General features: G+C 49.1%; 19 protein-coding genes and 1 pseudogene. 10 read left to right on the top strand and 10 right to left on the bottom strand.

The genetic code is table 11. The features are described 5' to 3' along the window. Positions 1-7: 7 nt before the first annotated feature. The 4 genes from AC5YBZ_RS17480 to AC5YBZ_RS17465 are packed head-to-tail and all read right to left on the bottom strand — an operon-like array spanning position 8 to position 5,628. Entirely contained in the window at positions 8-313 is a 306-nt protein-coding gene (locus AC5YBZ_RS17480; RefSeq protein WP_119979282.1) for a DUF3240 family protein, read from the bottom strand. Next, positions 310-3,363 (bottom strand): efflux RND transporter permease subunit, encoded by a 3,054-nt coding sequence (locus tag AC5YBZ_RS17475; RefSeq protein ID WP_494543271.1) that lies wholly within the window; start codon positions 3,361-3,363, stop codon positions 310-312. The genes AC5YBZ_RS17480 and AC5YBZ_RS17475 overlap by 4 nt, the downstream gene beginning before the upstream one ends. 1 nt (position 3,364) lies before the next feature. After that, positions 3,365-4,396 carry an efflux RND transporter periplasmic adaptor subunit gene (locus AC5YBZ_RS17470; RefSeq protein WP_494543270.1) on the bottom strand — a complete coding sequence of 344 codons (1,032 nt, stop codon included), beginning with the start codon at positions 4,394-4,396 and terminating at the stop codon, positions 3,365-3,367. Then, entirely contained in the window at positions 4,393-5,628 is a 1,236-nt protein-coding gene (locus tag AC5YBZ_RS17465) for a metal transporter (RefSeq protein WP_494543269.1), read from the bottom strand. The genes AC5YBZ_RS17470 and AC5YBZ_RS17465 overlap by 4 nt, the downstream gene beginning before the upstream one ends. Before the next feature lie 305 nt (positions 5,629-5,933). On the opposite strand from AC5YBZ_RS17465, the gene AC5YBZ_RS17460 reads away from it, so the two are divergent. From AC5YBZ_RS17460 to AC5YBZ_RS17450, 3 genes are all read left to right on the top strand, one after another. Then, the gene (locus AC5YBZ_RS17460) at positions 5,934-6,476 is read left to right on the top strand and encodes a helix-turn-helix transcriptional regulator (RefSeq protein WP_494524170.1); all 543 of its coding nucleotides are present in this window, start codon (positions 5,934-5,936) and stop codon (positions 6,474-6,476) included. A 123-nt stretch (positions 6,477-6,599) separates the two neighbouring features. Continuing rightward, entirely contained in the window at positions 6,600-6,836 is a 237-nt protein-coding gene (locus tag AC5YBZ_RS17455) for a GDCCVxC domain-containing (seleno)protein (RefSeq protein WP_494524169.1), read from the top strand. Between the two features lie 882 nt (positions 6,837-7,718). Beyond that, entirely contained in the window at positions 7,719-8,387 is a 669-nt protein-coding gene (locus tag AC5YBZ_RS17450; RefSeq protein WP_494543268.1) for a DNA-methyltransferase, read from the top strand. Positions 8,388-8,861: 474 nt separating this feature from the next. On the opposite strand, the gene hutI is transcribed toward AC5YBZ_RS17450, so the two are convergent. Then, positions 8,862-10,088, bottom strand: a complete 1,227-nt coding sequence (gene hutI / locus AC5YBZ_RS17445) for an imidazolonepropionase (protein WP_475515337.1) — start codon at positions 10,086-10,088, stop codon at positions 8,862-8,864. A 184-nt stretch (positions 10,089-10,272) separates the two neighbouring features. Here hutI and hutC point away from each other — a divergent pair, with 184 nt between their 5' ends. The 4 genes and pseudogenes from hutC to AC5YBZ_RS17425 all read left to right on the top strand — a co-directional run bounded on the left by hutC (position 10,273) and on the right by AC5YBZ_RS17425 (position 15,026). Beyond that, positions 10,273-10,980 carry a histidine utilization transcriptional repressor HutC gene (gene hutC, locus AC5YBZ_RS17440; protein ID WP_494524166.1) on the top strand — a complete coding sequence of 236 codons (708 nt, stop codon included), beginning with the start codon at positions 10,273-10,275 and terminating at the stop codon, positions 10,978-10,980. An 89-nt stretch (positions 10,981-11,069) separates the two neighbouring features. Continuing rightward, positions 11,070-12,750: pseudogene (gene hutU, locus AC5YBZ_RS17435) on the top strand (urocanate hydratase). Positions 12,751-12,774: 24 nt separating this feature from the next. Continuing rightward, positions 12,775-14,307 (top strand): histidine ammonia-lyase, encoded by a 1,533-nt coding sequence (gene hutH / locus AC5YBZ_RS17430; protein ID WP_494543267.1) that lies wholly within the window; start codon positions 12,775-12,777, stop codon positions 14,305-14,307. Between the two features lie 224 nt (positions 14,308-14,531). Beyond that, complete coding sequence (locus AC5YBZ_RS17425; protein WP_494543266.1) at positions 14,532-15,026, top strand: PaaI family thioesterase; 495 nt, start codon at positions 14,532-14,534, stop codon at positions 15,024-15,026. Between the two features lie 103 nt (positions 15,027-15,129). Here the strand turns inward: AC5YBZ_RS17425 and AC5YBZ_RS17420 are convergent, their stop codons facing one another. Further along, positions 15,130-15,810: a DUF3157 family protein gene (locus AC5YBZ_RS17420; protein WP_494543265.1), complete on the bottom strand. Its 681-nt coding sequence runs from the start codon at positions 15,808-15,810 to the stop codon at positions 15,130-15,132. A gap of 375 nt (positions 15,811-16,185) precedes the next feature. Here AC5YBZ_RS17420 and AC5YBZ_RS17415 point away from each other — a divergent pair, with 375 nt between their 5' ends. Beyond that, on the top strand, positions 16,186-17,442 hold the full coding sequence (locus AC5YBZ_RS17415; RefSeq protein WP_494524847.1) for a mechanosensitive ion channel family protein: 1,257 nt from the start codon (positions 16,186-16,188) through the stop codon (positions 17,440-17,442). Between the two features lie 45 nt (positions 17,443-17,487). Here AC5YBZ_RS17415 and AC5YBZ_RS17410 read toward each other — a convergent pair whose 3' ends face one another. Together AC5YBZ_RS17410 and AC5YBZ_RS17405 are read right to left on the bottom strand one after the other, a co-directional pair. Then, positions 17,488-18,111, bottom strand: a complete 624-nt coding sequence (locus AC5YBZ_RS17410) for a LysE family translocator (RefSeq protein WP_494524161.1) — start codon at positions 18,109-18,111, stop codon at positions 17,488-17,490. 76 nt (positions 18,112-18,187) lie between these two features. Next, positions 18,188-18,745, bottom strand: coding sequence for a lysophospholipid acyltransferase family protein (locus AC5YBZ_RS17405; protein WP_494543264.1), 558 nt, complete (start codon positions 18,743-18,745; stop codon positions 18,188-18,190). 108 nt (positions 18,746-18,853) lie between these two features. On the opposite strand from AC5YBZ_RS17405, the gene AC5YBZ_RS17400 reads away from it, so the two are divergent. Continuing rightward, positions 18,854-19,276, top strand: coding sequence for a YybH family protein (locus tag AC5YBZ_RS17400; protein WP_494543263.1), 423 nt, complete (start codon positions 18,854-18,856; stop codon positions 19,274-19,276). Here the strand turns inward: AC5YBZ_RS17400 and AC5YBZ_RS17395 are convergent. Next, positions 19,273-20,043, bottom strand: coding sequence for an NRDE family protein (locus AC5YBZ_RS17395; RefSeq protein WP_494543262.1), 771 nt, complete (start codon positions 20,041-20,043; stop codon positions 19,273-19,275). The two genes, AC5YBZ_RS17400 and AC5YBZ_RS17395, sit on opposite strands and share 4 nt — an antisense overlap. 84 nt (positions 20,044-20,127) lie before the next feature. Further along, entirely contained in the window at positions 20,128-21,726 is a 1,599-nt protein-coding gene (locus AC5YBZ_RS17390; protein ID WP_494543261.1) for a ZIP family metal transporter, read from the bottom strand. 229 nt (positions 21,727-21,955) lie between these two features. On the opposite strand from AC5YBZ_RS17390, the gene AC5YBZ_RS17385 reads away from it, so the two are divergent. Further along, complete coding sequence (locus AC5YBZ_RS17385) at positions 21,956-22,558, top strand: YhgN family NAAT transporter (protein ID WP_494520489.1); 603 nt, start codon at positions 21,956-21,958, stop codon at positions 22,556-22,558. Positions 22,559-22,804: the final 246 nt, after the last annotated feature.

The following is a 22,804-nucleotide window of genomic DNA, read 5'->3' as shown; positions in this document are numbered from 1 at the left end:
GCTTGGTTTAGCACAGGGTGCCCGTGTGCGTTATGGGCATTATCCAGTAGCGGCATGGATTGTGTTTGCATACCAAGGTAATAGCCGCCAATAGTGCCTCTTGTTGCTCGTTGGGATGCATAATTTCAAACTTACAAAACTCCCGATAACCTTCCACCTGCTCCTTAATATTAAAGTGGCTGTGTTCGCGACTAAAACCGCAGATAGTGCCCAAACTAAAACCGGATAAAAAATCGAGTTCAATCAAGGTATCAACGATATCGTCTTTTATCTCGTTTTGGGCGATCAGCACTAACATCTGCTTCGGGCTCATTGACGTTTCTCCAGCCAGTAATAGAGGATTGGTAATAGGTATAAGGTGGTGATCGTCGAGGTGAGCAAGCCACCAATCACCACTATGGCTAAGGGTTTTTGAATTTCAGCGCCGGGCCCAGAGGCAAACACTAATGGCATTAAGCCAAACATAGCAGTCGTTGCTGTCATCAAGATCGGGCGTAAGCGCCGCGCTGCGCCTTGCTCTACTCGCACTAACAGACTGCTAAATTGGTGTTTGGTTTGCTCATAATAACTGACCATCACGACCCCGTTGAGCACCGCCACCCCCAGCAGTGCGATAAAGCCAACCGAGGCGGGTACCGACAGGTATTCACCCGACAGATACAGGCTGACAATACCGCCCATCATGGCAAACGGCACGTTAGCGAGGATCAAGCCCGATTTTGCCAATGAGCCAAAGGTGGTAAATAAAATTAAGGTGATCAAGGCGATTGCAATGGGGATCACCAGTAATAAGTTGTTGGTGGCACGTTGCTGGTTTTCAAACTCACCACCAAAGTTGACGCTGTAGCCGCTGGGAAGTTTAACCTGTTCGGCGATTTTAGCGTCCAGCTCTTCGACAAAGCTGACAATATCGCGACCTTGTACATTGGTGGTAATCACCGAAAAGCGATCGCCTTGCTCGCGTTCAATTAAAATGGGCCCCTCTTTGTAACTTAGTGTCGCCACATCGGTCAGGCGTCTAAGCGAATGATCTGGCATCACCAATAGCTGATTTTGCAACTCATTAATGCTGCTTAAACTGCTTTGATTATTGGCCATCAACACTGGAGTGCGTTTTTTACCTTGCAGCACTTCGGTCACGATAACGCCCTCGAGCTGGCTCTTAAGGTAGCGCGCAAACTCCATGGTGCTCATGCCGAAGCCTCGGGCCAATTCGTTGTCTAAGGTCAGGTTGATAAAGGGGCTGCCCTCAATCATCGACATTTTGACATCTATGCTGCCGTTGGTGGCGCTGACTAACTGCTCAATTTGACCGGTTAGCTGGCCAAGTGTGTCGATATCACTGCCAAAGACCTTAATTGCCACATCGCCAATGCTGCCGGTCAGCATTTCAGATACCCGCATCTGAATGGGCTGGGTAAAGTTAAAGTTTACCCCTGGGTAATTGAGTAGTTCGCTGCGAATAGCATCAATAAGTTGCTCTTTGGTGTCAAAGCGCCACTCGCTACGCGGCGCTAGCTCTAAAAACACATCGGTCTCGTTAAGCCCCATAGGGTCCAAACCTATCTCATCGGCACCAGTACGGGCCACCATCTGCTTGATCTCGGGCACCTTGGCTAGCAGGGTGTGCTCTATCTGTTTATCGATATTGATAGAGGCCTCGAGCGAAATCGACGGTGATTTTTCTAACTGTAAGATGATGTCACCCTCATCTAAGGTTGGCATAAAGGTTTTACCCACCAGACTAAATAGACCTAGGCTGATGATGAGTAAGCTAAAAGCGACAATCATAAAGGGCTTTTGGTAGACAATCGTGCTCTTAAGGCTGGCAAGATAAGCCGCTTTGAGCTTTTCGATCGCCTTGGGCTCCTGCGCCGCTTTTTCGTTAACTAAGTAAGAGGCGATAACCGGGATCACTGTGAGCGACAAGACCAGCGCCGAGAGCATGGCAAACACTATGGTGATAGCCACTGGAGTGAAGAGTTTACCTTCAAGCCCCGTAAGAGTGAGCAGCGGCGAGAAGACGATCATCACGATAACCGTTCCTGACACCACTGGGATCGCCACATCTTTGGTGGCACGAAAGATGAGGTGCAGCCGAGGTAAACGCTGTTTGGTGGCGATAAGGTTGACCATGTTTTCGACCACGACCACAGAGGAGTCGACTAACATACCGATGGCGATCACTAAGCCGCCTAAACTCATTAGATTGGCTGATAGGTTGAAAAAGTCCATCATCAAGAAGGTCATTAAAGCCGCAAGTGGCAAAGATAGCGACACAACAAGCGCGGCGCGCACATTACCTAAAAATAGCGCCAGCAACACAATCACTAAAATGACCGCCTCGAACAGTGCGTTAGAAATGGTATCGATAGCGGTGTTGATCAGGTTGGCGCGATCATAGAAGGTGTTGATCTCGCTCCCTTCGGGCAAGCTGGCACTGATCTGCTCCAGCTTCGCTTTGATATTGTTGACCACGTCGGCGGTGTTAGTGTCTTTTAGCGCGATGATCAGCGCTTCTGCCGTTTCTTCACCATCTTTGGTCACTGCGCCATAGCGGGCAAGGTGACCTATCTGAATATCGGCTAAATCCTGTAGGCGATAAACCTTGGCATCGTCGGCCTTAATCACCAGTTGTGCCAGTTCGTCGATATCGTCGATACGCCCTTCGGCACGCACAATAATGGTGTCTGTGCCTATGGTAAGCTTACCCGCACCTTCATTATGGTTGTTATCGATAATCGCCTGCTGCAGGGCGGCAAAGCTGACTCCTGCTGCTGCCATCGCCGCAGGATTGGGGTTGACGCTAAAGCTTTTAGCATATCCGCCCAGAATATTCACATCGGCCACGCCTGCCACAGTGCGCAGTAGCGGACGCACTTCCCACTCAAGCAGTTGTCGGCGTTCCATCAGCGACAGATTCGGATTTTCTAGCGAGAACATAAAAATCTCGCTCAGCGGGGTGCTCATAGGCGCTACGCCGCCAGAGACGCCTTCGGGAAAGCTGTCCCATACCGCGGCAAGGCGCTCGCTCACCTGTTGGCGTGCCCAGTAGATATCGGTACCTTCGGTGAAATCTAGGGTGATATCGCTGATGGCATATTTGGTGGTCGAACGTAAGATCGCCTGATTAGGAATACCCAATAACTCGGTTTCAATGGGCACGGTGATCTGGGCTTCTATCTCCTCAGGCGTCATGCCTGGCGCTTTGAGGATTATTTTGACCTGGGTCGGCGAGATATCGGGAAAAGCATCGAGCGGAATGGCAAACCAGGCGCGAGCACCGGCTAACATTAAGATCAGCGCCACAATCAGCACAAACAGGCGCTGAGTCAGCGAAAAACGGATCACAGAGGTCAGCATATTATTCGCCTCCTAGGCCGAGCATTATGCCTTTTACTGCGGCAACCGACTGAGATAACACTTGGATTTGGCTCAAGTCTTGGTCGCTGGCGACTATGTATTGCTGTGGGGTTGAGCCTAATATATCGATATTGATGGCCGTGAGTGTCTCTGCGGTTTGAGTAAACACTTGGGTCTCTTGCTGCCAGCTAAATACGCTGTTTTTCGGCAGTAAATATACCGCTTTTTGATACTCGGGTATCACAGTGATTTGTTGGCCTAACAGCAGGTTACACTCTGTTGGTACCGGCATTGACCATGCGCCCACAAATGCACCGTCGGCGATGGCTGACATCGAATCGATGGCGATATGGCACTGGTTAATATTGATGGCCGAGAGTGACGTCGACTGGCTCATCGGTACATTAACTTGTACACGAATGCTGTCTGCTGGCACCAGTGAAAACAGCTGTGAGTCAGCCATATAGGGACTGTTGAGTGTGTTTAGTTTAACGATACCGGCCACGGGGGCGCTGATCACTAACGACTCGGTAGTGGCATCTTTACTGTGCACCATCTCCATAAAGTGTTGCATATGCTCAAATTCGAGGTGGCTGCTAAAGTAATCTTGGCTGATCTCACGCCACTTTTCGGCGCTGATACTGCCATTTTTTAATAGCGGCTTATTACGGTCATAGCGCTGCTTAGCCAACTGATACAGACTGCTGGTGGCCTCAAATTGTGCAAGATAATGAAACACTTCTGGCCCTGTTAACCTGACAATCTCTTGTCCTTTGGTGACAATCTGTCCCTGACCGACCAAGAAAGTGACCTGTTGGATATTTTCAGGGGTGCTCACCCAGTAATCGTTACCCGGTAAACGGTCAACTTGTGCCGGTAGCGGGCTACCTTCATAGCTCGCGACCTTTTGCGGTTGGGTATAGCTCAGTTCTAAGTTGCCTAAAGCCGCTAGGGCTAACGATTCGGCTTGTACCAAGCTGGTGGATAGGCAGGCAGATAAACATAACAGGCTTGCGCCATACTTGGCGATCATAATGAAATTCCTAAGGCTTGCAGTTGCTGAGAATGAAGTTGTTGTTGCATCACTTGGTTGAGCGTTAAGCGTGACTCAGTATCGAGAGCGTCCACATAACGGCGCAGCCAGATCTCGTAGCTCACCTGATCTTGGTCTTTTACTTTGGCTCGCTCTTCGGTAATGGTGCGGCTTAATGACAAGCCACGGCTTAAAAGGGCGTGTTGCTGGTGTAAATTACCTTGCTGCTGGGTGAGCTTGTCGATTTGGGTCGTTAACTCTAGGTAGGTGCGATCGCGAGCCAGATTTTGCTCTGTGTGTGCTTGCTGCCATTGTGATAGCTCACCTTGTGACAGCGCCGAACTAAAGCCCAGTGGCACTGTAATACCTAACCCCAATTGCTGGTCATCGACTTGAGCGTCAGACGTGTTTTTTGCCGTAAGCGACACAGTCCAAGGGTCTTGTTCACCCGCTTGCTGGCTTTTGATGATCAACAGCTGTTGCTGCTGTTGTAACGTTTGCAGTTGCCATAGAGGATGCTGGGCTAAATCTGAATTGCCATTGGCTAGTGGGCGCTGGCTTTCGGCTATCTGGGTGGGAACCTCATCTTGTCCTGTCAGTTGGCGATAGAGGGCATGGGCTTCATCTTGTTGCTGCTGAATATCAATTTGCTCAAGCTCAATATCAACCAGCTCGCGCTCAAGCAGTAGCAGATTCGCCAGCGGTAACTCGCCCACATCGGTAAGCCGTTTTTGCTGGGCGTGTAACTTTTGCAGTAAGTTTGTTTTTCGCGCTAACTGCTTAAGCTTTACAGAGGCAATGCGATGCGCCCACAGGCTTTGCCTGAGTAATCCCGATAGGTACAAACTTTGTAAGGCTGATTGCTGGCTCTGAATCGCTTGGCTCAGCTGCGTTAAGCGTTTATCACTTCCGTGTTGCCCCGGTGATTTAAGGGGTAAGTTGAGCGACACTTCTTGCTCGTAACTGTTACCATTATCTAGGCTGCCCAAATGGCTCAAGCTGATGCTAGGTAGGCCGCTTAGCCAAGAAGATGCGCTTAATTCAAGTGCGCGCTCATCATTAAGCGTTGTGCTATTGAGCTGTGACGCTTGTAATCTGGTTTGGCTTAACTGGAGCAGAGGGGACAATGGGCGCTCGGGTGGGGTGTCGCCTGTGGCCGTATGGCCGAGAATACTCGTGCAACTTAACACGCTTAACAGACATATCTTGATACAAGACTTTACAACAGACATACGCGATTTCTTTGCTTTTAAAGTGTGCTGTTAGTCTAAGGCTTGGTACACTGATGTCTTGGGGGAGATGTATCATAAAAACGCTTATGGTACATATGCCCCATAAGTTAATTTTATGATTTTATTTGTTTTTCCTTGTGGTGCCCAAATTGCATCGATAAGGCGCTTGGTTATCATCATAGGCCTCATTATGCTGCTGGTAGGTTGAAAGTTGTATAGCTCGTAGCGAAATAGAGCCTAAATAGATGTGATATCAAATCAACTTATTAGGTGTCATTGATCTTGCTGATGGAGTAGAAGTTCCCATGAAAAAGGATGTCGTCATTATTGTGTTGTTGGTGCTGATCATGCTGTTTAAATTGCTTGATATTGTCGCCGACGTTCAGCTTGATATCCCTGCTTGGCATATAGCTCAAGAGGGGATTTTAGTGTTGCTTACTGTCATCGCGACCGTTTATTTAAGTCATGACTTGATGCGCCGTTCGCGGCAGGTGAAAACCTTAGCCCAGCGGCTAGCCAAAGCCGATAAGCAGATAGATAACATGACCAGCCAGATGCGCTCCGCTCGGCAAGAATATAGCCAGGCAGTCTCTAGTCAGTTTACGACCTGGGGGTTCACTAAGAGCGAGCAACAGGTTGCTTTTCTCTTGTTAAAAGGCTTAAGTTTTAAAGAGATTGCCGAGGTGCGGCAAACCAAAGAGAAAACCGTACGCCAGCAGGCTTCCTCTATTTACAGCAAGGCCGATGTCGATGGTCGCCACACCTTCTGTGCTTGGTTTATGGAAGATTTTATTCAAGATCGTAATGATGAGTTAGCCTCGAGCGCTGCGGCAAATGAGGCTGCTTAGTCGGTAGGCAAACCTACCCAGCACAGCTCGAATCACCTTAACTAAGCCATTTAGTTTACTCGAATAGGGTTTTACCTTATCGACACCGATGTGAGCTATATGTGCGCTATAAAAAGTGGAGGCATGATGAACCCGATACCAAGCCCAATAGCGTTAGTTTCTGAAATAACCTGCCCTTACTGTGGTAAGCATGCACAAGAAATCATGCCAACCGATGCCTGTCAGTTTTTCTATGAGTGCACCGCTTGTCACCAACTGCTTAAGCCGCTTGCGGGTGATTGCTGCGTGTTCTGCTCTTACGGCACAGTGAAGTGTCCGCCGATTCAGCAAGGTAGCGGCTGTTGTCAGGGAAAAGGCTAACAGACTCAGTTGTTCAGTTGTTAGTTGCGGTCTGATTGCTGTGAGGTAATAGGCCGCGAAGGAGTGGGCTGACTCTCAACACTTTTAGACATACCTGACTGCAATAATATTGGCTTAGATGTATGCGGGTCTTTCCTTCATCGAGGTTAATCGCCTGTAGCGGGCTTATGTGCAGGTATGTCCAACGTCTCTTCGATTAACCTTTTTGGGTTAATGCCGCCAAATAAATATTGTGGGTATCAGTGCATGTCAATGTATCGGCGAAGCTAGATATATTGGTTATGAGCCTTTGTGTTTATAGATAACCGACTAATTTATCTTATTTTATTCTATATTCTGTTTCGTGAGATCAAGGGGCGTTGAGGTCGAGAAAGTTGGTTTGTTAAAAAGCACTAGCAGAAATTTCATAAAAATCAGTGTCGACGTTAGAAATCATTTCCATTGATTCTTTTTTGGTCTCAATCTTACTGCCAGCCTAAATAGTGAACAGGTTTATGTATAGATACATGCAATCTGCGTTTTTCTTATCGTTATGCGATTCGCTGTATCACGTTGATTTAATAATTTAAAAGTTCAATATAAAAAGGAGTTTTATATGGGATGTGCTTGCTGTGGATCTAAGTTAAATAGTGGCATGTTGACTAAAATTGATTTCAACACTGGTCAAAAATTTAAGTCATGCCCGCACTGTTCGGCTGCCAATGGGAGGAGCATGTGTTTCATCCATATCCTGCTCAATTTGGCAAAACTCCTGCTCGTGTAACGGCAAGAAATCCTGATGGACATCAAAGTTATTGCATTGATTGTCGGGGGTTAGACAAAGGCATTGTTTCAACAGTACACTCGCATGGACGTTCTTGTAGTACTTTTTAGCAGGTATTAATGCAGTTATTTCGTGATGACGCTATAAGTTGGTTATCAACGCTCGCCGATGCGAGCGTTGATCTTATGGTGACTGACCCACCATATGAGTCTCTTGAAAAACATAGGAAAATAGGGACCACGACTCGTTTAAAAGTCAGTAATGGTTCGAGTAACCAATGGTTTGATATTTTTCCTAATCAACGCTTTGAGGAGCTGTTCACTGAAATTTATCGTGTATTAAAGAAAAACGCTCATTTTTATCTGTTTTGCGATCAAGAAACTATGTTTTATGTGAAGCCAATAGCTGAGAAAGTTGGTTTTAAATTCTGGAAACCAATAGTTTGGAATAAGCTCGCGATTGGTATGGGCTATCACTATCGAGCTAAATATGAGTTTATTCTTTTTTTTGAGAAGGGTAAGCGTAAGTTAAACGATCTCGGCATACCCGATGTTTTGGAATGTAAAAGAGTGCATCGGGGCTACCCGACTGAAAAGCCTGTCGAGCTGATAGAAATTTTGATAAAGCAAAGTTCTCTCCCCAATGAGTTAATCGCCGACCCATTTTTTGGTTCTGGTTCTGCTTTAATCGCTGCAAAAAATTTGGGGCGGAAGTCGATAGGGTGCGATATTTCAGAGGCAGCACATACTCATATTCGCCAAAGAGTCAAAATTGATGAGTTGAGTTAATCATTAAGTCATTCAAGTGGTGTTAAGTATACGAAATAGCTGTGTGCTGAACAAAGAGTCCAATCGAAGAGATTGATGACTAGGTGTAAGCACGCTTTTGGCCTTCGGTGGCATGGCAGCTCCTTGACATCCATGTCATCGCTGCATTTGTGAATCCACATCAGATGCCACCGCAGAGTGCCTAGGGAAGGGCTTGAACAACGTCCCTGTTTAACTGCCAGTTCGGCATCCATGCCTCTCGTTCGTGAGCTAGAAGCTGCGCTTCTCTCACCGTGTCGAGGCGGTATCTGCGCATGAGGTCGTTCTTTCACGTCCATGTGATCACGACATTGGTATGTCCCTATACTGCACCTGCGGCAAGCAATTGAACACCATAAAACTATGGTAATTAAATTCGCAGGTTAAGTATCAAATCCCTTTGGGGTAAACAAACCTAAACGATGAATTAGCCTCATCGCTTAGGCTAAGCCAAGGCTATTGATGCACTAATCGGCCTTTTTTCACCACATCCTTACACACATTAACCCCATAGCTATAGGCCAGTGCGGCTGGGGTGGTGATATCCCAGTGACAGAAGTCGGCTTGCATGCCAGCGCGCAATACGCCGACACTCTCTTCAATACCCAGCGCCTTGGCGGCATTGCGTGTCATGCCGGCTAAGGCTTCTTCTGGCGTTAAGCGGAACAGGGTGCAACCCATGTTGAGCATCAATAGGCTCGAACACAGCGGTGATGAGCCGGGGTTGTAATCGCTGGCGAGCACCATAGGCACTTGATATTGGCGCAACAAGTCGATGGGGGGCATCTGGGTTTCACGCAGGAAGTAGTATGCGCCGGGGAGCAGGGTGGCACAGGTACCGCTTTCACTGAGGGCTTTTACACCTGCTTCATCTAAGTATTCGATATGATCCACCGATTTAGCGCCCAGCTTGGCGGCCATAGCCGAGCCGCCTAAATTAGATAACTGCTCGGCATGAAGCTTGATATCCAGCCCAGCCGCTTTGGCGGCGCTGAGTACGCGCTCCGTTTGCGCTAGGCTAAAGGCGATATTTTCGCAAAACACATCGACGGCATCGGCAAGGTTTTCAGCTATCACCGCGGGTAGCATCTCGTCGATAACGAGATCCACATAAGCGTCGCTATTATTTTTATACTCTGGCGGGATCGCATGGGCGCCTAAAAACGTGGTTTTTACATCCACATGATGATGCTTGCCAAGCTCACGAGCAACGCGCAGCAGTTTGAGTTCGGTGTCGGTATCCAGCCCATAGCCTGATTTTATCTCGACCGTGGTTACTCCCTCTTTAGCTAGGGCATTGAGACGTTGCCTTGCAAGGTCAAATAACTCGGCTTCTGATGCGTCACGGCAGGCTTTGACTGTCGAGATGATACCGCCGCCCGCCCGCGCAATCTCTTCGTAGCTGGCGCCTTGCAGGCGCAGTTCAAACTCATTGGCACGATTACCCGCGAACACTAAATGAGTGTGGGCATCGATAATGCCCGGGGTCAGCCAGCCGCCTTTACCTCTGTAAACTGGCGTTGACAATACGTCAAATTGTGGCAACTCACTGCGTGGGCCAACCCAAGCAATTTTGCCCTCTTTTACCGCCAGAGCCGCATCGGTGATTGCACCGTAAGGCACTGAAATATCTGGATCCATTGTCGCAATGTTGACGTCAATCCAAACCTGATCCCAAGACATAATATTTCCCTCAAGGTGCGACCTAAACATGTCGCGATCATTAATTTGTGTGAGCTAGCTTGTGCTTGCTTGTATATACAAGCTAGGATTATAGCGGTTAATTTAATCACTTTTAAAGTGATATTGCCCTATCACAGTCTGCATCAAGATGATGGGGTCATCACCATAAGCCTAAGGAGCTTAGATGGCTACGCCTAAGTTTGCTGAGATTAAACAATTCATTCTGACCAAGGTTGAAACCGGTGAGTGGCAACAACATAGCCGCGTGCCGTCTGAAAATCAGTTAGCCGAGCTGTTTGAGTGTAGTCGCATGACGGCCAGACGGGCGTTAACAGAGCTCACTGAATCGGGCGTGCTCGAGCGCTCTCAAGGGCTAGGCACTTTTGTGGCTGGGCTAAAGTCGCAGTCGTCGATGCTGGCGATTCGCAATATCGCCGATGAGATCAAAGACCGCGGTCATGGCTATAGCGTGCAGCAACTTGAACTAAAACAGATTCAGGCGCAAGCGCAGACCGCGATAGCCTTGGGGCTCGAAGAGGGTAGCCCTGTGTTTTACTCACTGTTAGTGCACTGCGAGCAGGCGCTGCCGCTGCAAATTGAGGAGCGCTATGTTAATCCGCAACTGGCGCCTGATTACCTTGAGCAAGATTACACTTTGCAAACGCCTCATGAGTACCTGTCATTTGTGGCGCCCTTGACCGAGGCACGTCACACCATCGAGGCGATCCTTGCCAATCCGTCACAGCAACAACAATTGCAGATTGAAGGCAGTGAGCCCTGCTTGCAGATCTTACGTCGCACCTGGTCACGCCAAGGTGTGGTGAGTTTTGCGCGGCTTATCCACCCCGGTAGTCGTTTCCGTTTAGGTGGTCATTTGACCTTTAACCGTTAACGCCTGCCTGATGAAATGAGCGTAATACCAAAAATATTAAATATAACAATCGCGTTAAGCGATGAGATAACACAAATTGAGGAAAACCCATGACCAATAGACACGACCCAAGCCGTCGCATTATCGCGCCCCACGGCACAACATTAAGCTGTAAGAGTTGGCTTACCGAAGCGCCGATGCGCATGTTGATGAACAACCTGCATCCCGATGTGGCCGAACGTCCAGAAGACCTCGTGGTCTATGGTGGCATTGGCCGAGCGGCGCGTGACTGGGAGTGTTATGACAAGATCATCGAAGTACTGCAGAGGCTAGAAGATGATGAAACCTTGTTGGTGCAGTCTGGTAAGCCAGTGGGCGTATTTAAGACCCACAGCAACGCGCCTCGCGTGATCATCGCCAACTCAAATCTAGTACCGCATTGGGCTAACTGGGAACACTTTAACGAGCTAGATAAAAAAGGTTTGGCTATGTACGGCCAGATGACCGCGGGGTCTTGGATCTATATAGGCTCCCAAGGCATAGTGCAGGGCACCTATGAAACCTTCGTTGCTATGGCTAAGCAGCACTTTGGCGGTGACGCTAAGGGTAAATGGATCTTAACTGGCGGCCTTGGCGGCATGGGCGGAGCCCAACCTTTAGCTGGCACCATGGCGGGCTATTCGGTGCTGGCTTGTGAGGTTGATGAGACGCGTATCGATTTCCGCCTACGTACCCGCTACGTCGATAAAAAGGCCACTAACCTAGATGAAGCGTTAGCTATGATCGATGCAGCGAACAAAGCGGGCACTCCCGTATCAGTCGGCTTACTTGCTAATGCTGCCGATGTGTTTGCCGAGTTGGTCGAGCGCGGCATTACCCCTGATGTGGTGACCGATCAAACCTCTGCCCATGACCCACTTAACGGCTATCTACCCCAAGGCTGGACTCTAGAACAGGCTGCTAAGATGCGTCAAAAAGATGAAGCTGCGGTAGTTAAGGCGGCTAAGCAATCGATGGCGGTACAAGTTAAGGCCATGTTAGCGCTGCAAGCGGCAGGTGCTGCGACGACCGATTACGGCAATAATATTCGTCAGATGGCGTTCGAAGAGGGCGTAGCGAACGCATTTGATTTCCCCGGTTTCGTGCCTGCCTATGTGCGTCCGCTGTTTTGTGAAGGTATTGGCCCATTCCGTTGGGCGGCACTGTCTGGCGATCCAGAAGATATCTATAAAACCGATGCCAAGGTCAAAGAGCTTATTCCTGATAACCCGCAGCTGCATAACTGGCTGGATATGGCGCGCGAGCGCATTGCGTTTCAAGGTTTGCCTGCGCGTATCTGTTGGGTGGGATTAAAAGACCGTGCGCGTTTAGCGTTAGCGTTCAACGAGATGGTTAAAAATGGTGAGCTATCGGCGCCAATTGTGATTGGTCGCGATCACTTAGATTCAGGCTCTGTTGCCAGCCCTAACCGTGAAACCGAATCTATGCTTGATGGCAGCGATGCGGTATCGGATTAGGTCCTTGATGAATGCATTGCTCAATACAGCGAGTGGCGCCACTTGGGTCTCCTTGCATCATGGTGGTGGTGTCGGCATGGGCTTTAGTCAGCACTCGGGTGTGGTGATTGTGGCCGATGGTAGCGATGATGCCGCCGTGCGTTTAGGCCGTGTATTGTGGAATGACCCTGCAACAGGGGTGATGCGTCATGCCGATGCCGGCTACGATATTGCTAAGCAATGCGCCGCCGAGCAGGGCTTAGATCTGCCCATGCTCACCACAGCAAATAAATAATAACAATAATAAGAGAGCGTATTTATGCATCATTTAGTATTAAAACCGGGCACCCTTAGCCTAGAACAACTGCGCGAAATTAGCCGCAGCAAAGTGAGCCTTGAGCTGTGTCCAAGTGCCATTGCCGATATCAATACCAGTGCCAGTCTGGTGCAGCAAGTTGTCGATGAAGGTCGCACTGTCTATGGTATCAACACAGGTTTTGGTCTGCTGGCCAACACCAAAATAGGTAATGATGATCTGCAGTTGTTGCAGCGTTCTATCGTGCTGTCTCATGCAGCGGGTACCGGCCAACCTATGTGCGATGCGACTGTGCGCTTGATGATGGTGCTCAAAATTAATTCCCTTAGCCGTGGCTTTTCTGGTATCCGACTTGAGGTGATTAACTTTCTTATCGCCTTGGTCAATGCCGAAGTTTACCCCTGTGTGCCTGAGAAAGGCTCGGTGGGGGCATCTGGCGATTTAGCGCCACTGTCACACATGTGTCTGCCGCTGCTTGGTGAAGGCAAGATGAGTTATCGTGGTGAGCTGATTTCAGCTGCTGAAGGTCTTGAAATCGCAGGTCTTAAACCCATTGAGTTGGCGGCCAAAGAAGGCTTGGCGCTACTCAATGGAACACAGGCGTCGACCGCATTAGCACTGGAAGGGTTGTTTAACGCAGAAGATCTATTTGCCGCTAGCTCGGTGATTGGTGCCATGAGTGTCGAAGCGGCAATGGGCAGTCGTAGTCCGTTCGATCCTCGTATTCATGCGGCGCGTGGCCAAAAAGGCCAGATCGATTCGGCAGCAATTTTCCGTCATCTATTAGGTGATGAGTCGGAGATCAGTCTAGATCACGTCAACTGTGAGAAGGTGCAAGATCCTTACTCTCTGCGTTGTCAGCCGCAGGTATTAGGTGCCTGTTTGACCCAAATTCGACATGCTGCCGATGTGCTGGCGGTTGAGGCTAATGGCGTGACCGATAACCCGTTAGTGTTCCAAGATACCGGCGACATTATCTCTGGCGGTAACTTCCACGCCGAACCTGTGGCAATGGCTGCCGATAACTTGGCGATAGCGATTGCTGAGCTTGGGTCGATTGCCGAGCGCCGTATTGCGCTGCTGATCGACTCAAACCTGTCAAAACTCCCGCCATTCCTCGTTGAGAATGGCGGCGTAAACTCTGGCTTTATGATAGCGCAAGTGACAGCAGCGGCGTTGGCTTCAGAGAACAAGACTTACGCGCATCCGGCGTCTGTTGACAGCTTACCGACGTCGGCTAACCAAGAAGATCATGTATCGATGGCAACGTTTGCGGCCCGTCGTCTGCGTGATATGTCAGAGAACACCCGTGGTGTGTTGGCAGTTGAGTTACTCGCTGCGGCGCAGGGACTTGATTTCAGAGCGCCATTGCAGCCCAGTGTCGCGGTAGCCAAAGCCAAGGCGGAACTGCGTGAGTTAGTCACTTACTACGATAAAGACCGTTTCTTTGGCCCAGATATCGAAGCGGCGACAGGCTTGCTATTGACCGCAAGCTTCAATGCTTACCTGCCAGCGGGCACTATGCCAAGCTTTTAATGGTATCGCTTTAGTTGTCGCAGAAAGGGCCTAATGGCCCTTTTTTATTGGATGGCGTTTAGTTGGAAGCAGTCAATACGCCTTCATACTCTTTGAACATCTGCACTTGTGAGCATCGAAACTGGTGACAATAGGTAGTTAGGATTAAGTCTTAAGTTGGTATTGTTCAAGGGGGGGAATCGATATAGCGTGGTAACTTGCCATAATTGATAGAGGATGTGTAGATGCTGCAAGGAGTCGCGTTTCAGGATGTCTATCCTGATGATTTAAGTCACTGTTATGGCTGTGGGCGTAATAATAGTCAGGGGCATCAGCTTAAGAGCTACTGGCGTGGGGAGGAGACCGTCGCCCACTTTATGCCCGAGCCGTTTCATACTGCAATCCCAGGCTTTGTCTACGGCGGGCTTATTGCCTCGCTTATCGATTGCCATGGTACCGGCAGTGCCAGTGCAGCGGCGCAGCGAGCAATGCAACAGGCGGGGGATTCGGATGAAGAACCACCAAGATTTGTCACCGCAGCGCTGAATATCGATTACTTATCCCCAACGCCAATGGGGGTAGAACTCGTGCTTGTGGGCGAGATTAAAGAGGTGAAACCGCGCAAAGTGGTGGTCGATATTTCACTGTCTGCTGGTGGGATCCTTTGTGCTAGAGGTCATATGGTGGCGGTTAAGATGCCCGACACCATGAAGTCAATGACTGGCAGTATCGCATCTTAATGTGAAGTGCTAACCAAAGTGCCTCAATCACGGATGATTGCGCCACTTTGCTCTTATCAACAACGAGTCCTGTGATGTTAATGGGAGCGTTAACAAGCCGGGCTTAGCGTGAATCCATCTCTTTAATGTTGAGTGTTAGTAACTGTTTGCTCCACTGGGCTTTGTCTACCCCTTCAATCCAAAACGTGTCGCTCTTGCGGATCTGGCCTTGGCGAAGGTAGGTCTCTGGCATTCTGAAAATGGCCTGCCACACTTCAACTGTTTCCTTCTTGAGTTGCTGTCCAGAGTCGGCAAATAAGCCTATTTCTAGCTCGATCATCACATAACTTTCTGGGCTGGTACTGCTAAGCTCGAAGCTAAGCCCTAGCCGTCCCTTACTGTCCCATTGACTATTCAGGTAGCTAATTTTAACCCCATTTTTAGCCGTAGACTTAAGCAGTTCTGACTGCTCAATGGCGCGACGGCTTAAGCTATTGGCAACCTCGGCGGCGGTGGTGGTAACGGCGACAGCACCTTCCCCTTGTGCAGCGGCAATGACCACTGGCGCACTCGATGCGGGGCTTAGAGGCGTATCTTTTGCGGCTTGTGCTGTGGGTTGGCTGTCTAGAAACAGATATTCCCAGGTAAAGTCATCGTTGAGTTTGACGCTAGCGCCATTTTCAAGGGTGACAATGGCCACAGGTTCTGGCGCCACATCCTTAGCCAGCGTCGATAGCGATATCAGCATCATGGCCAAGGCGGCATAATAGGGTAGTGCTTTATACATGGAGTTAAACCGATTCATTAGAGTTGCCAAGTTGGTTAGCATAGACAAACTGAAAGATAATTCATATACCAATCGGCCCACATTGGATGTTTGTCGCAAGGTGGGAGCGCTCGCTGGGGTAAAGCGAGGTGATAATCGCCGTAATTAACCAGTATCATCGATTTGATAAGCGATGAAAGTAAGTTTTTGGTCAGAGGGATCAATTCTTATGGCTGATAAATGGATTGTTGTTTGGCTTTATATTACAGTCGAGCAATCTGGTTAAAAAAGCTGTAAAAATAACGATTTGTCATGTGTTTGTAGGTAAGTTGATATGGGCAAGTGACTGGCCACTGTGATGGCGATGTCGATGGTTTAGTGGCGCGAGTGATTTCGCCTCAGGAGATAAATATTTTGGATCAAGAATTACGCGCACAGGTGTCGCAATGGCTGGCACACTTTGGTATCGATACCCCCGCCGATGGCGTTTCTACTGGGATCATGTTGCTGGTCAGCCTAGTGATTGCGCTTATTGGCTATCTTATTGTTAAGCGTGGTGTCGTGCGTGCTATGAACCTAGTGATCCAGCGTTCCAAAGTGACCTGGGATGACATTTTTATGCGCCATCAGGTGCTGGAAAAATTTGCGTTACTGGTGCCGGCGTTGGCTTTAAATATCTTGCTGCCACTGGCATTGGTGGGGCACCCTCTACTGGGGAGTTTGGTCGATCGCCTGCTTGATGTGGCTATCGTCATTTTATTTGTGCGCGGGGTATATTGTGCGCTGGATGCGCTGAATGAGATTGCCGATGTAAACCTTATCAGTCGCCGCTTACCCATTAAGAGCTTTGTGCAGCTGTTAAAACTGTTCATGTTCTTTGTGGCCATCATCATCTCAATCTCGGTGTTGGCGCAGCAGTCTCCGGTGTATTTTCTCAGCGGTTTAGGTGTGGCCACCGGTTTGGTGATGTTGGTGTTCCGTGACACCATTTTAGGCTTTGTCGCGGGTATCCAACTTGCCGCTAACCGTATGGTGAGCCCGGGTGATTGGATCCAGATGGACAAATATGGCGCCGATGGCGCGGTCGAGGAGGTGTCATTAACCACGGTTAAGGTGCGTAATTGGGACCACACACTCACCATGATCCCCGCTTATGCGTTGGTGTCTGATGCCTTTAAAAACTGGCGCGGCATGCAAGAGTCGGGTGGACGGCGGATTAAGCGCGCAGTGAATATCGATATCGACTCGATAGCCTTTCTTAGCGAAGAGCAGAAGCAACGCTTGGGTAAAATTAATTTACTAAAAGCATATCTGGCTCGCAAGGAGGCTGAAATTACTGAATTTAATGCCCAAGTCGAAGATGGCGATATGCCAGTCAACAGTCGTAATCTAACTAATGTGGGGACCTTTAGGGCTTATCTGCTGGAATATATGCACAAGCACCCAAAAGTGCATCAAGATATGACACTGTTAGTGCGTCAATTGGCGCCGACAACTGAGGGGTTACCGATAGAGGTGTACATTTTCACTAACGATACCCGCTGGGCTATTTATGAAGATATTCAAGCGGATATATTCGATCATATTTATGCTGTACTACCGCAATTCAATCTGCGAGCGTTCCAATCACCTACCGGAGGCGATATTCGCAGCCTTAAGGGCGAGCATTAGCGTTAAGGGGACGGCTTGAGAGCGGTTGAAAGTTAGCTCTCAAGCTCACTCTCTGGTGACTAAAATAGCGGCGAGGCTAAGAAACACGCCGCCACTGACTCTGTCAAACCAATGCAGTCGGTTACTGGATTTGAGTTTGGGAGCCAACATGTTGGCCATGCTGGCGTAGATCATCACAAAGCTAAAATCGATCACCGCCCAAGTGAGCGCCAATATCGCCAGTTGGGGGATTTGGGGCTGACTGATGTCGATAAACTGTGGAAACAGTGCGCCGAAGAAGAGCAGATCTTTGGGGTTACTGATCCCCACTAAAAATGCCTCTTTAAACATTTGCTTAGGCGAGCCTTTACCTTTGATATATTGCAGATCCAGCCCTTGGGCGCTGGCTTTGGTCATGATGAGCTTAACGCCAAGAAACAACAGATAAGCGGCGCCGCAGTATTTCAGTAGCGCGAACCCATGCTCGGTGGCACTGAGTAGTGCGCCCAGCCCCGCGGCGGAAGCTAACATCAACAGCAGCGCCGAACTGACACTGCCTAACGCCGTTGCCAAGCTGCGGCTCTTCCCGAAATGGATACCATGGCTCATCGACAGTACCGCCATGGTGCCAGGTGAAATGGCAATCAATAAGACGGCAAACAGGTACAGTAACCAGGTATCTAAAGTCATAAAAAAAGCAGGTAGATAAAATGGGCGGTGGCCGCACTATAACCAGTGCGACCGGCTTTGGCAAACCCGCTAGCGGCTATTTTTGCGCGCTGTAATTGGGAATGGTTTTAGGGTGGCGTCCTTTGATGGTGCGGTAGAAATCTAAGATGGCCCCCATCTCTTGTGCTATGTCACCACTGACTTTTATGGCGGGTGGGATCACCACGGTTTTATGGGCAAAATCCAATGCGACCGTCACAATAGGGACATCGGCAGCCAGTGCAATATGGTAGAAGCCAGTTTTCCAGCGCGTGACAGGGCTACGGGTGCCTTCGGGTGCTAAGGCCAGTTTAAAGTGGGCATCGGCCTTAAACAGTTGCGCCACGGCATCCACCAGATTGTTACTCTTGCGTCGATCCACTGGTGTGCCACCAATGGCCTTGAACAACCAGCCCCAAGGTGGAATAAAGAGCTGATGTTTTCCGAGGAAGTGGATGTTGTGTCCCAGAGCACCACGGGCCAATACACCGATAATAAAGTCCCAGTTACTGGTGTGGGGCGCCACAATGGCAAGGTATTGCGGCGTGGTCGGTAAGGCGCCATCAATTTTCCAGCCCATTAACTTGAGTAGTGTTTTACACAGGGTTTGCAGCATAATTTAAGCTCTTTTAATAATGCAGTTGGGTGTTTTTTTAGTTAACCGATAATGTCTTACAGTGGTTTATTATATACTACACCTTAATTTCTCCCGCTGGAGTACATCATGATTAAAAATGGATGGTTAATGCTGGTACTGCTGTTGGTCTTTCCGGCGCAGGCAGTGCCAACCGATGAGATCACCAAGGTGATCACCGAGCAGCAAGATGCATGGAATCGCGCCGACTTAGATGCGTATATGCAGGGTTATTGGCACAATGACAAGGTGCGGTTTGTCTCGGGTAATAAATTTCGCTATGGCTGGGAAGAGACATTGGCGGCCTATAAGAAAAACTACCCAGACAAGGCGACATTAGGCACGCTAAAATTCACCATCAAGGAGATCAAAATGCTCAGCAATTATGCGGCCTTAGTGGTCGGGCGCTGGGAGTTGACGCGGGCGAAAGATCAGCCTAATGGTGTGTTTACTCTGTTAGTCGAAAAAATTGATGATAAGTGGGTGATTACCCACGATCATACCTCCGATTAAGCGCTTTTCTCTGGGCTTAGGGTAAAGCGCTGCCGCCCTAGGTTGCGCCCCTTGCCATCGTAACGCACCTCGATAAACTCGCTATTGCCTTGGCTATCTTGCAAGATAATCGAGGTCGAGCGCGTGCCATATTCTGGGTGTTTAATATAGATAGACGACAGTAATCTTTCCCACTCTAATGCGATGCCAGTTTGTGGCAGCTCGCTGTCTTGAGCTTGGCTTTGGTCGGTCATGATGGTGAGCAGGGCATCGATATCTGGGGGCGTCGTTTGCGACAGTTGTTGCTCTAAGGCGCGGGTACCTTTAGCCATTTTTGGCCAAATATCATCTAACGCCCCATTACTGATGGCATGAAAGCCGGGCGTGAGTTGCTTAAGGCTGTTATCTAAGCTGTGGTAACAATAGAGTTGGTTGTGGCGGCCAAACAATAGGTTGAATGGGTTGTAGCGCTGATAATGCTCATTCAGCCACTCATGGGTAATGCTGCCTGGGTCATTTAACGCTTTGATCACTAATTCTCCGCGGCTGCGGCTATCGGCATGCAGTTGCTCTGGCGCACGAATATTGGTCAGCGCCGCAATATCACCCTGTTGATTGACGCCTAACCAACTGCCTCCTGCTTGGAGATCTTTACCTGCCAGCACATGATACTTACTCGGCCAGAGGTGGGCGGGGTCTGTGGGGCGCACATGGAACTCGTCGCGGTTAGCACAGATGATAACCGGATGGTCAGGATGTACGTCGAGCGCGACAAAGAGAATGCACATTAGCTCAAACTCACAGGGTAAATGATGGCTTTAATTTAGCTTTGTCGCGTCATAAAAGCCATCTAAATGGGCATCATCGTCTGACTAATGGTGATGATGTTTGTGAGTGTGCTGCTCAGGTTTTGCGGTTATGGCGTCATCAGTGTGTGCATGAGCCGTATCATCATGGTGATGATGGTCGTGAACTTTTGGTGTCCACAAGGTGATGCGCGCCATAAATTTACGTGGCCCTAACCTAAGTAAGCTGGCGCCAAACAGGAAGGCAATAACGGCTAAGGCTGCGGTATTCAGGTTTTGCGGCAGGGCAATAATGGTGCTCCACTGTGGGATAAGCCAATGGGTGCCCAACAGGCAGATAATAATGAGCCCGGCTAATAGTAACCTTTGGGTCCAGTTCATCAGCTTTAGCTGCGCTAGATTAAATACCGGTGCGGCGAGCAGTGCGACCATGACAGCCTCGATACTCCAGCCACTGTAGGCCAGCGATAAGGCTAAGACGGCGCCGCCAAGATTACAAAAACGCATAGGTAAAAACAGCGCCATTAGCACCATCACTTGCACCAATGGGCTTTCTAGCGGCACTGATGGATGGCCGATAAGGTTGGCCAAAATTAAACTGAGGATGATCCACGGCGCGCTTCTATCCACTAAATGGGCGAAGCCAAAACGCCATGCTGAGATAGGCAGCCCTTGATGAGGATCGGTCAGTTGTACTCTGGTTAGCGTGAGCAATAGGCCGATAAGGGTTAGGCCGATCAGTTGGATCATTGCCAAGCTTGGCCCCAGCAATAACAGGGTGATCACTAGTGCTTCTGGGCCTGCCAGTCGTTGCAGCCAGCGTTTACCTAGCTGAGGATGCTGTGGCGATAAACCAAACAGATAGCGCACGGTGGCGATAACATAGGCCAGAATAAGCACTGGCGCTAAGGTCAGTAACCATTGCATCAGTTGTTCTGTGCTGTGGCTGTGCTCATGATGCTCGTGTCCACCCGAATCCATGGCGAGCAGAATAAACAGCAAGGCAATGCCGAGCAGGCTGCCAATGCCGGCCTGGTATTCATATTTACCTTGTTTATCACTGATATTGTTGCCATGAGGCTGATGCAGTACCACATGTAAAATTGAGCCGGTGACAAAGGCTTGCAGGTAAACAGTGTTATCTAGGCTGAGGTGATTAAGCAGTTGTTCACCGGCGAAGTAGCCGATACCCGTGAGTAGCATCATGCTAGCCAATACCGCCATGGCCCAGCGGTTGCCGACTTGGGGTTTGAGTAACCACCATATGGCCAAACCGACTGGCAGCCGATGCAGTATCACGCCTAGGGCCAGTAGCGCCGAGTTGCCCTCTTGTTGGGCTAATACCATGGCGCCACCATCAGTCATCGTGTGCAGTAATAGACCGGTGATCCCCAGCGTTAGGGTGAGGTTATGGGTTACTTCAGAATAGCGATGGAAGAGGCGCTCACTCAGGGTAGGGCCCCACAAGCCTATGATCACAAACACTATGGCTAAGAAACCACCGTGCTCTAATAGTTCAGGCAAAATATGGATTAACACTAAGCCACCTAGCGAGACAAAGATAAATCCATCTAAGCCTTTTTGCAGGCCTGTTCCCGTGGTAAAGAAACGGTAGAACAGTGGGCCTAGCAGGAGTGCAATACAACTGGCGACGAGATAGTACATATTTAGTGTTAACAAGGGAGTCTAGAAAGCCAGATAGTATACCAGTGTTATGCTGTCCAATCGAATAATTAGCACGCAGCATCATTTAATTTACATTGCCAAGGCGATAAGCGTCGCAGCTCATGGGGTAAAGATGTTGTTTAAAACCGGCATTTGTTGTGCTATTGACTGATAAATATTGAGAATAAGTTGTACAATAACGCCTACATTTTTGACCAATATTTGAGTTATGGACATATTTTCTGCTGCGGTAATGTTGTTTCTGATTATGGATCCGCTTGGCAATCTGCCAATTTTCGCCTCTATCTTGCGTCATATTGAGCCGAAGAAGCGGCGCCGAGTCTTGATCAGAGAGCTACTCTTCGCCCTGATCATCATGCTGCTGTTTCTGTATGCAGGCGAAGCCATATTGAACTTCCTTAACTTGCGTTCTGAGTCGGTCAGCATCGCTGGCGGCATCATCTTATTTTTGATAGCCATTCGAATGATTTTCCCCCAACCCGGTGGCGTGGTGGGATTGGCAGCGGGTGAAGAGCCATTTATCGTGCCAATGGCGATTCCACTTATGGCTGGGCCGTCGATATTAGCGGCCTTAATTTTGTTAGCCCATACCGATAGCACCCGTATGATGGATTGGACGCTCGCCTTGTTAGGTGCTTGGGGCGCCAGTGCCGTTATCTTACTCTTCTATAAAGGGTTTACTAAGCTATTGGGTGACAAAGGCTTAACAGCCGTAGAGCGCCTGATGGGAATGGTACTGGTGATGATTTCGGTGCAGATGTTCCTCGATGGCATCGCCAACTATATGGCGCACACGGGGCAAGCGAACTAGTTGTAGTATCAAGGCTTACCAGCAAATGTGGTAAGCCTTGTGTTAAAGGCTATCGTGATCGTTCTGACTATTTTACCCCCCCTCATTTGTCTATTTATTCCTCTTGTTCATGCCGCCGCGTGACTGTGGTGGTTCGACTGTGATAGTGATCCTTTTAGTGCTTAGCAGACTAGAATAAACACTATAGACCAATCGATATGACGTATCTGCTGACGTGTAGTAAGTGTTGAGTACGGCAGTTTTGAT

Source organism: Shewanella sp. 553, from assembly GCF_059338375.1.
Note: the sequence above shows the minus strand (reverse complement) of the source record. Positions and strands in the feature narration are given on the sequence as shown.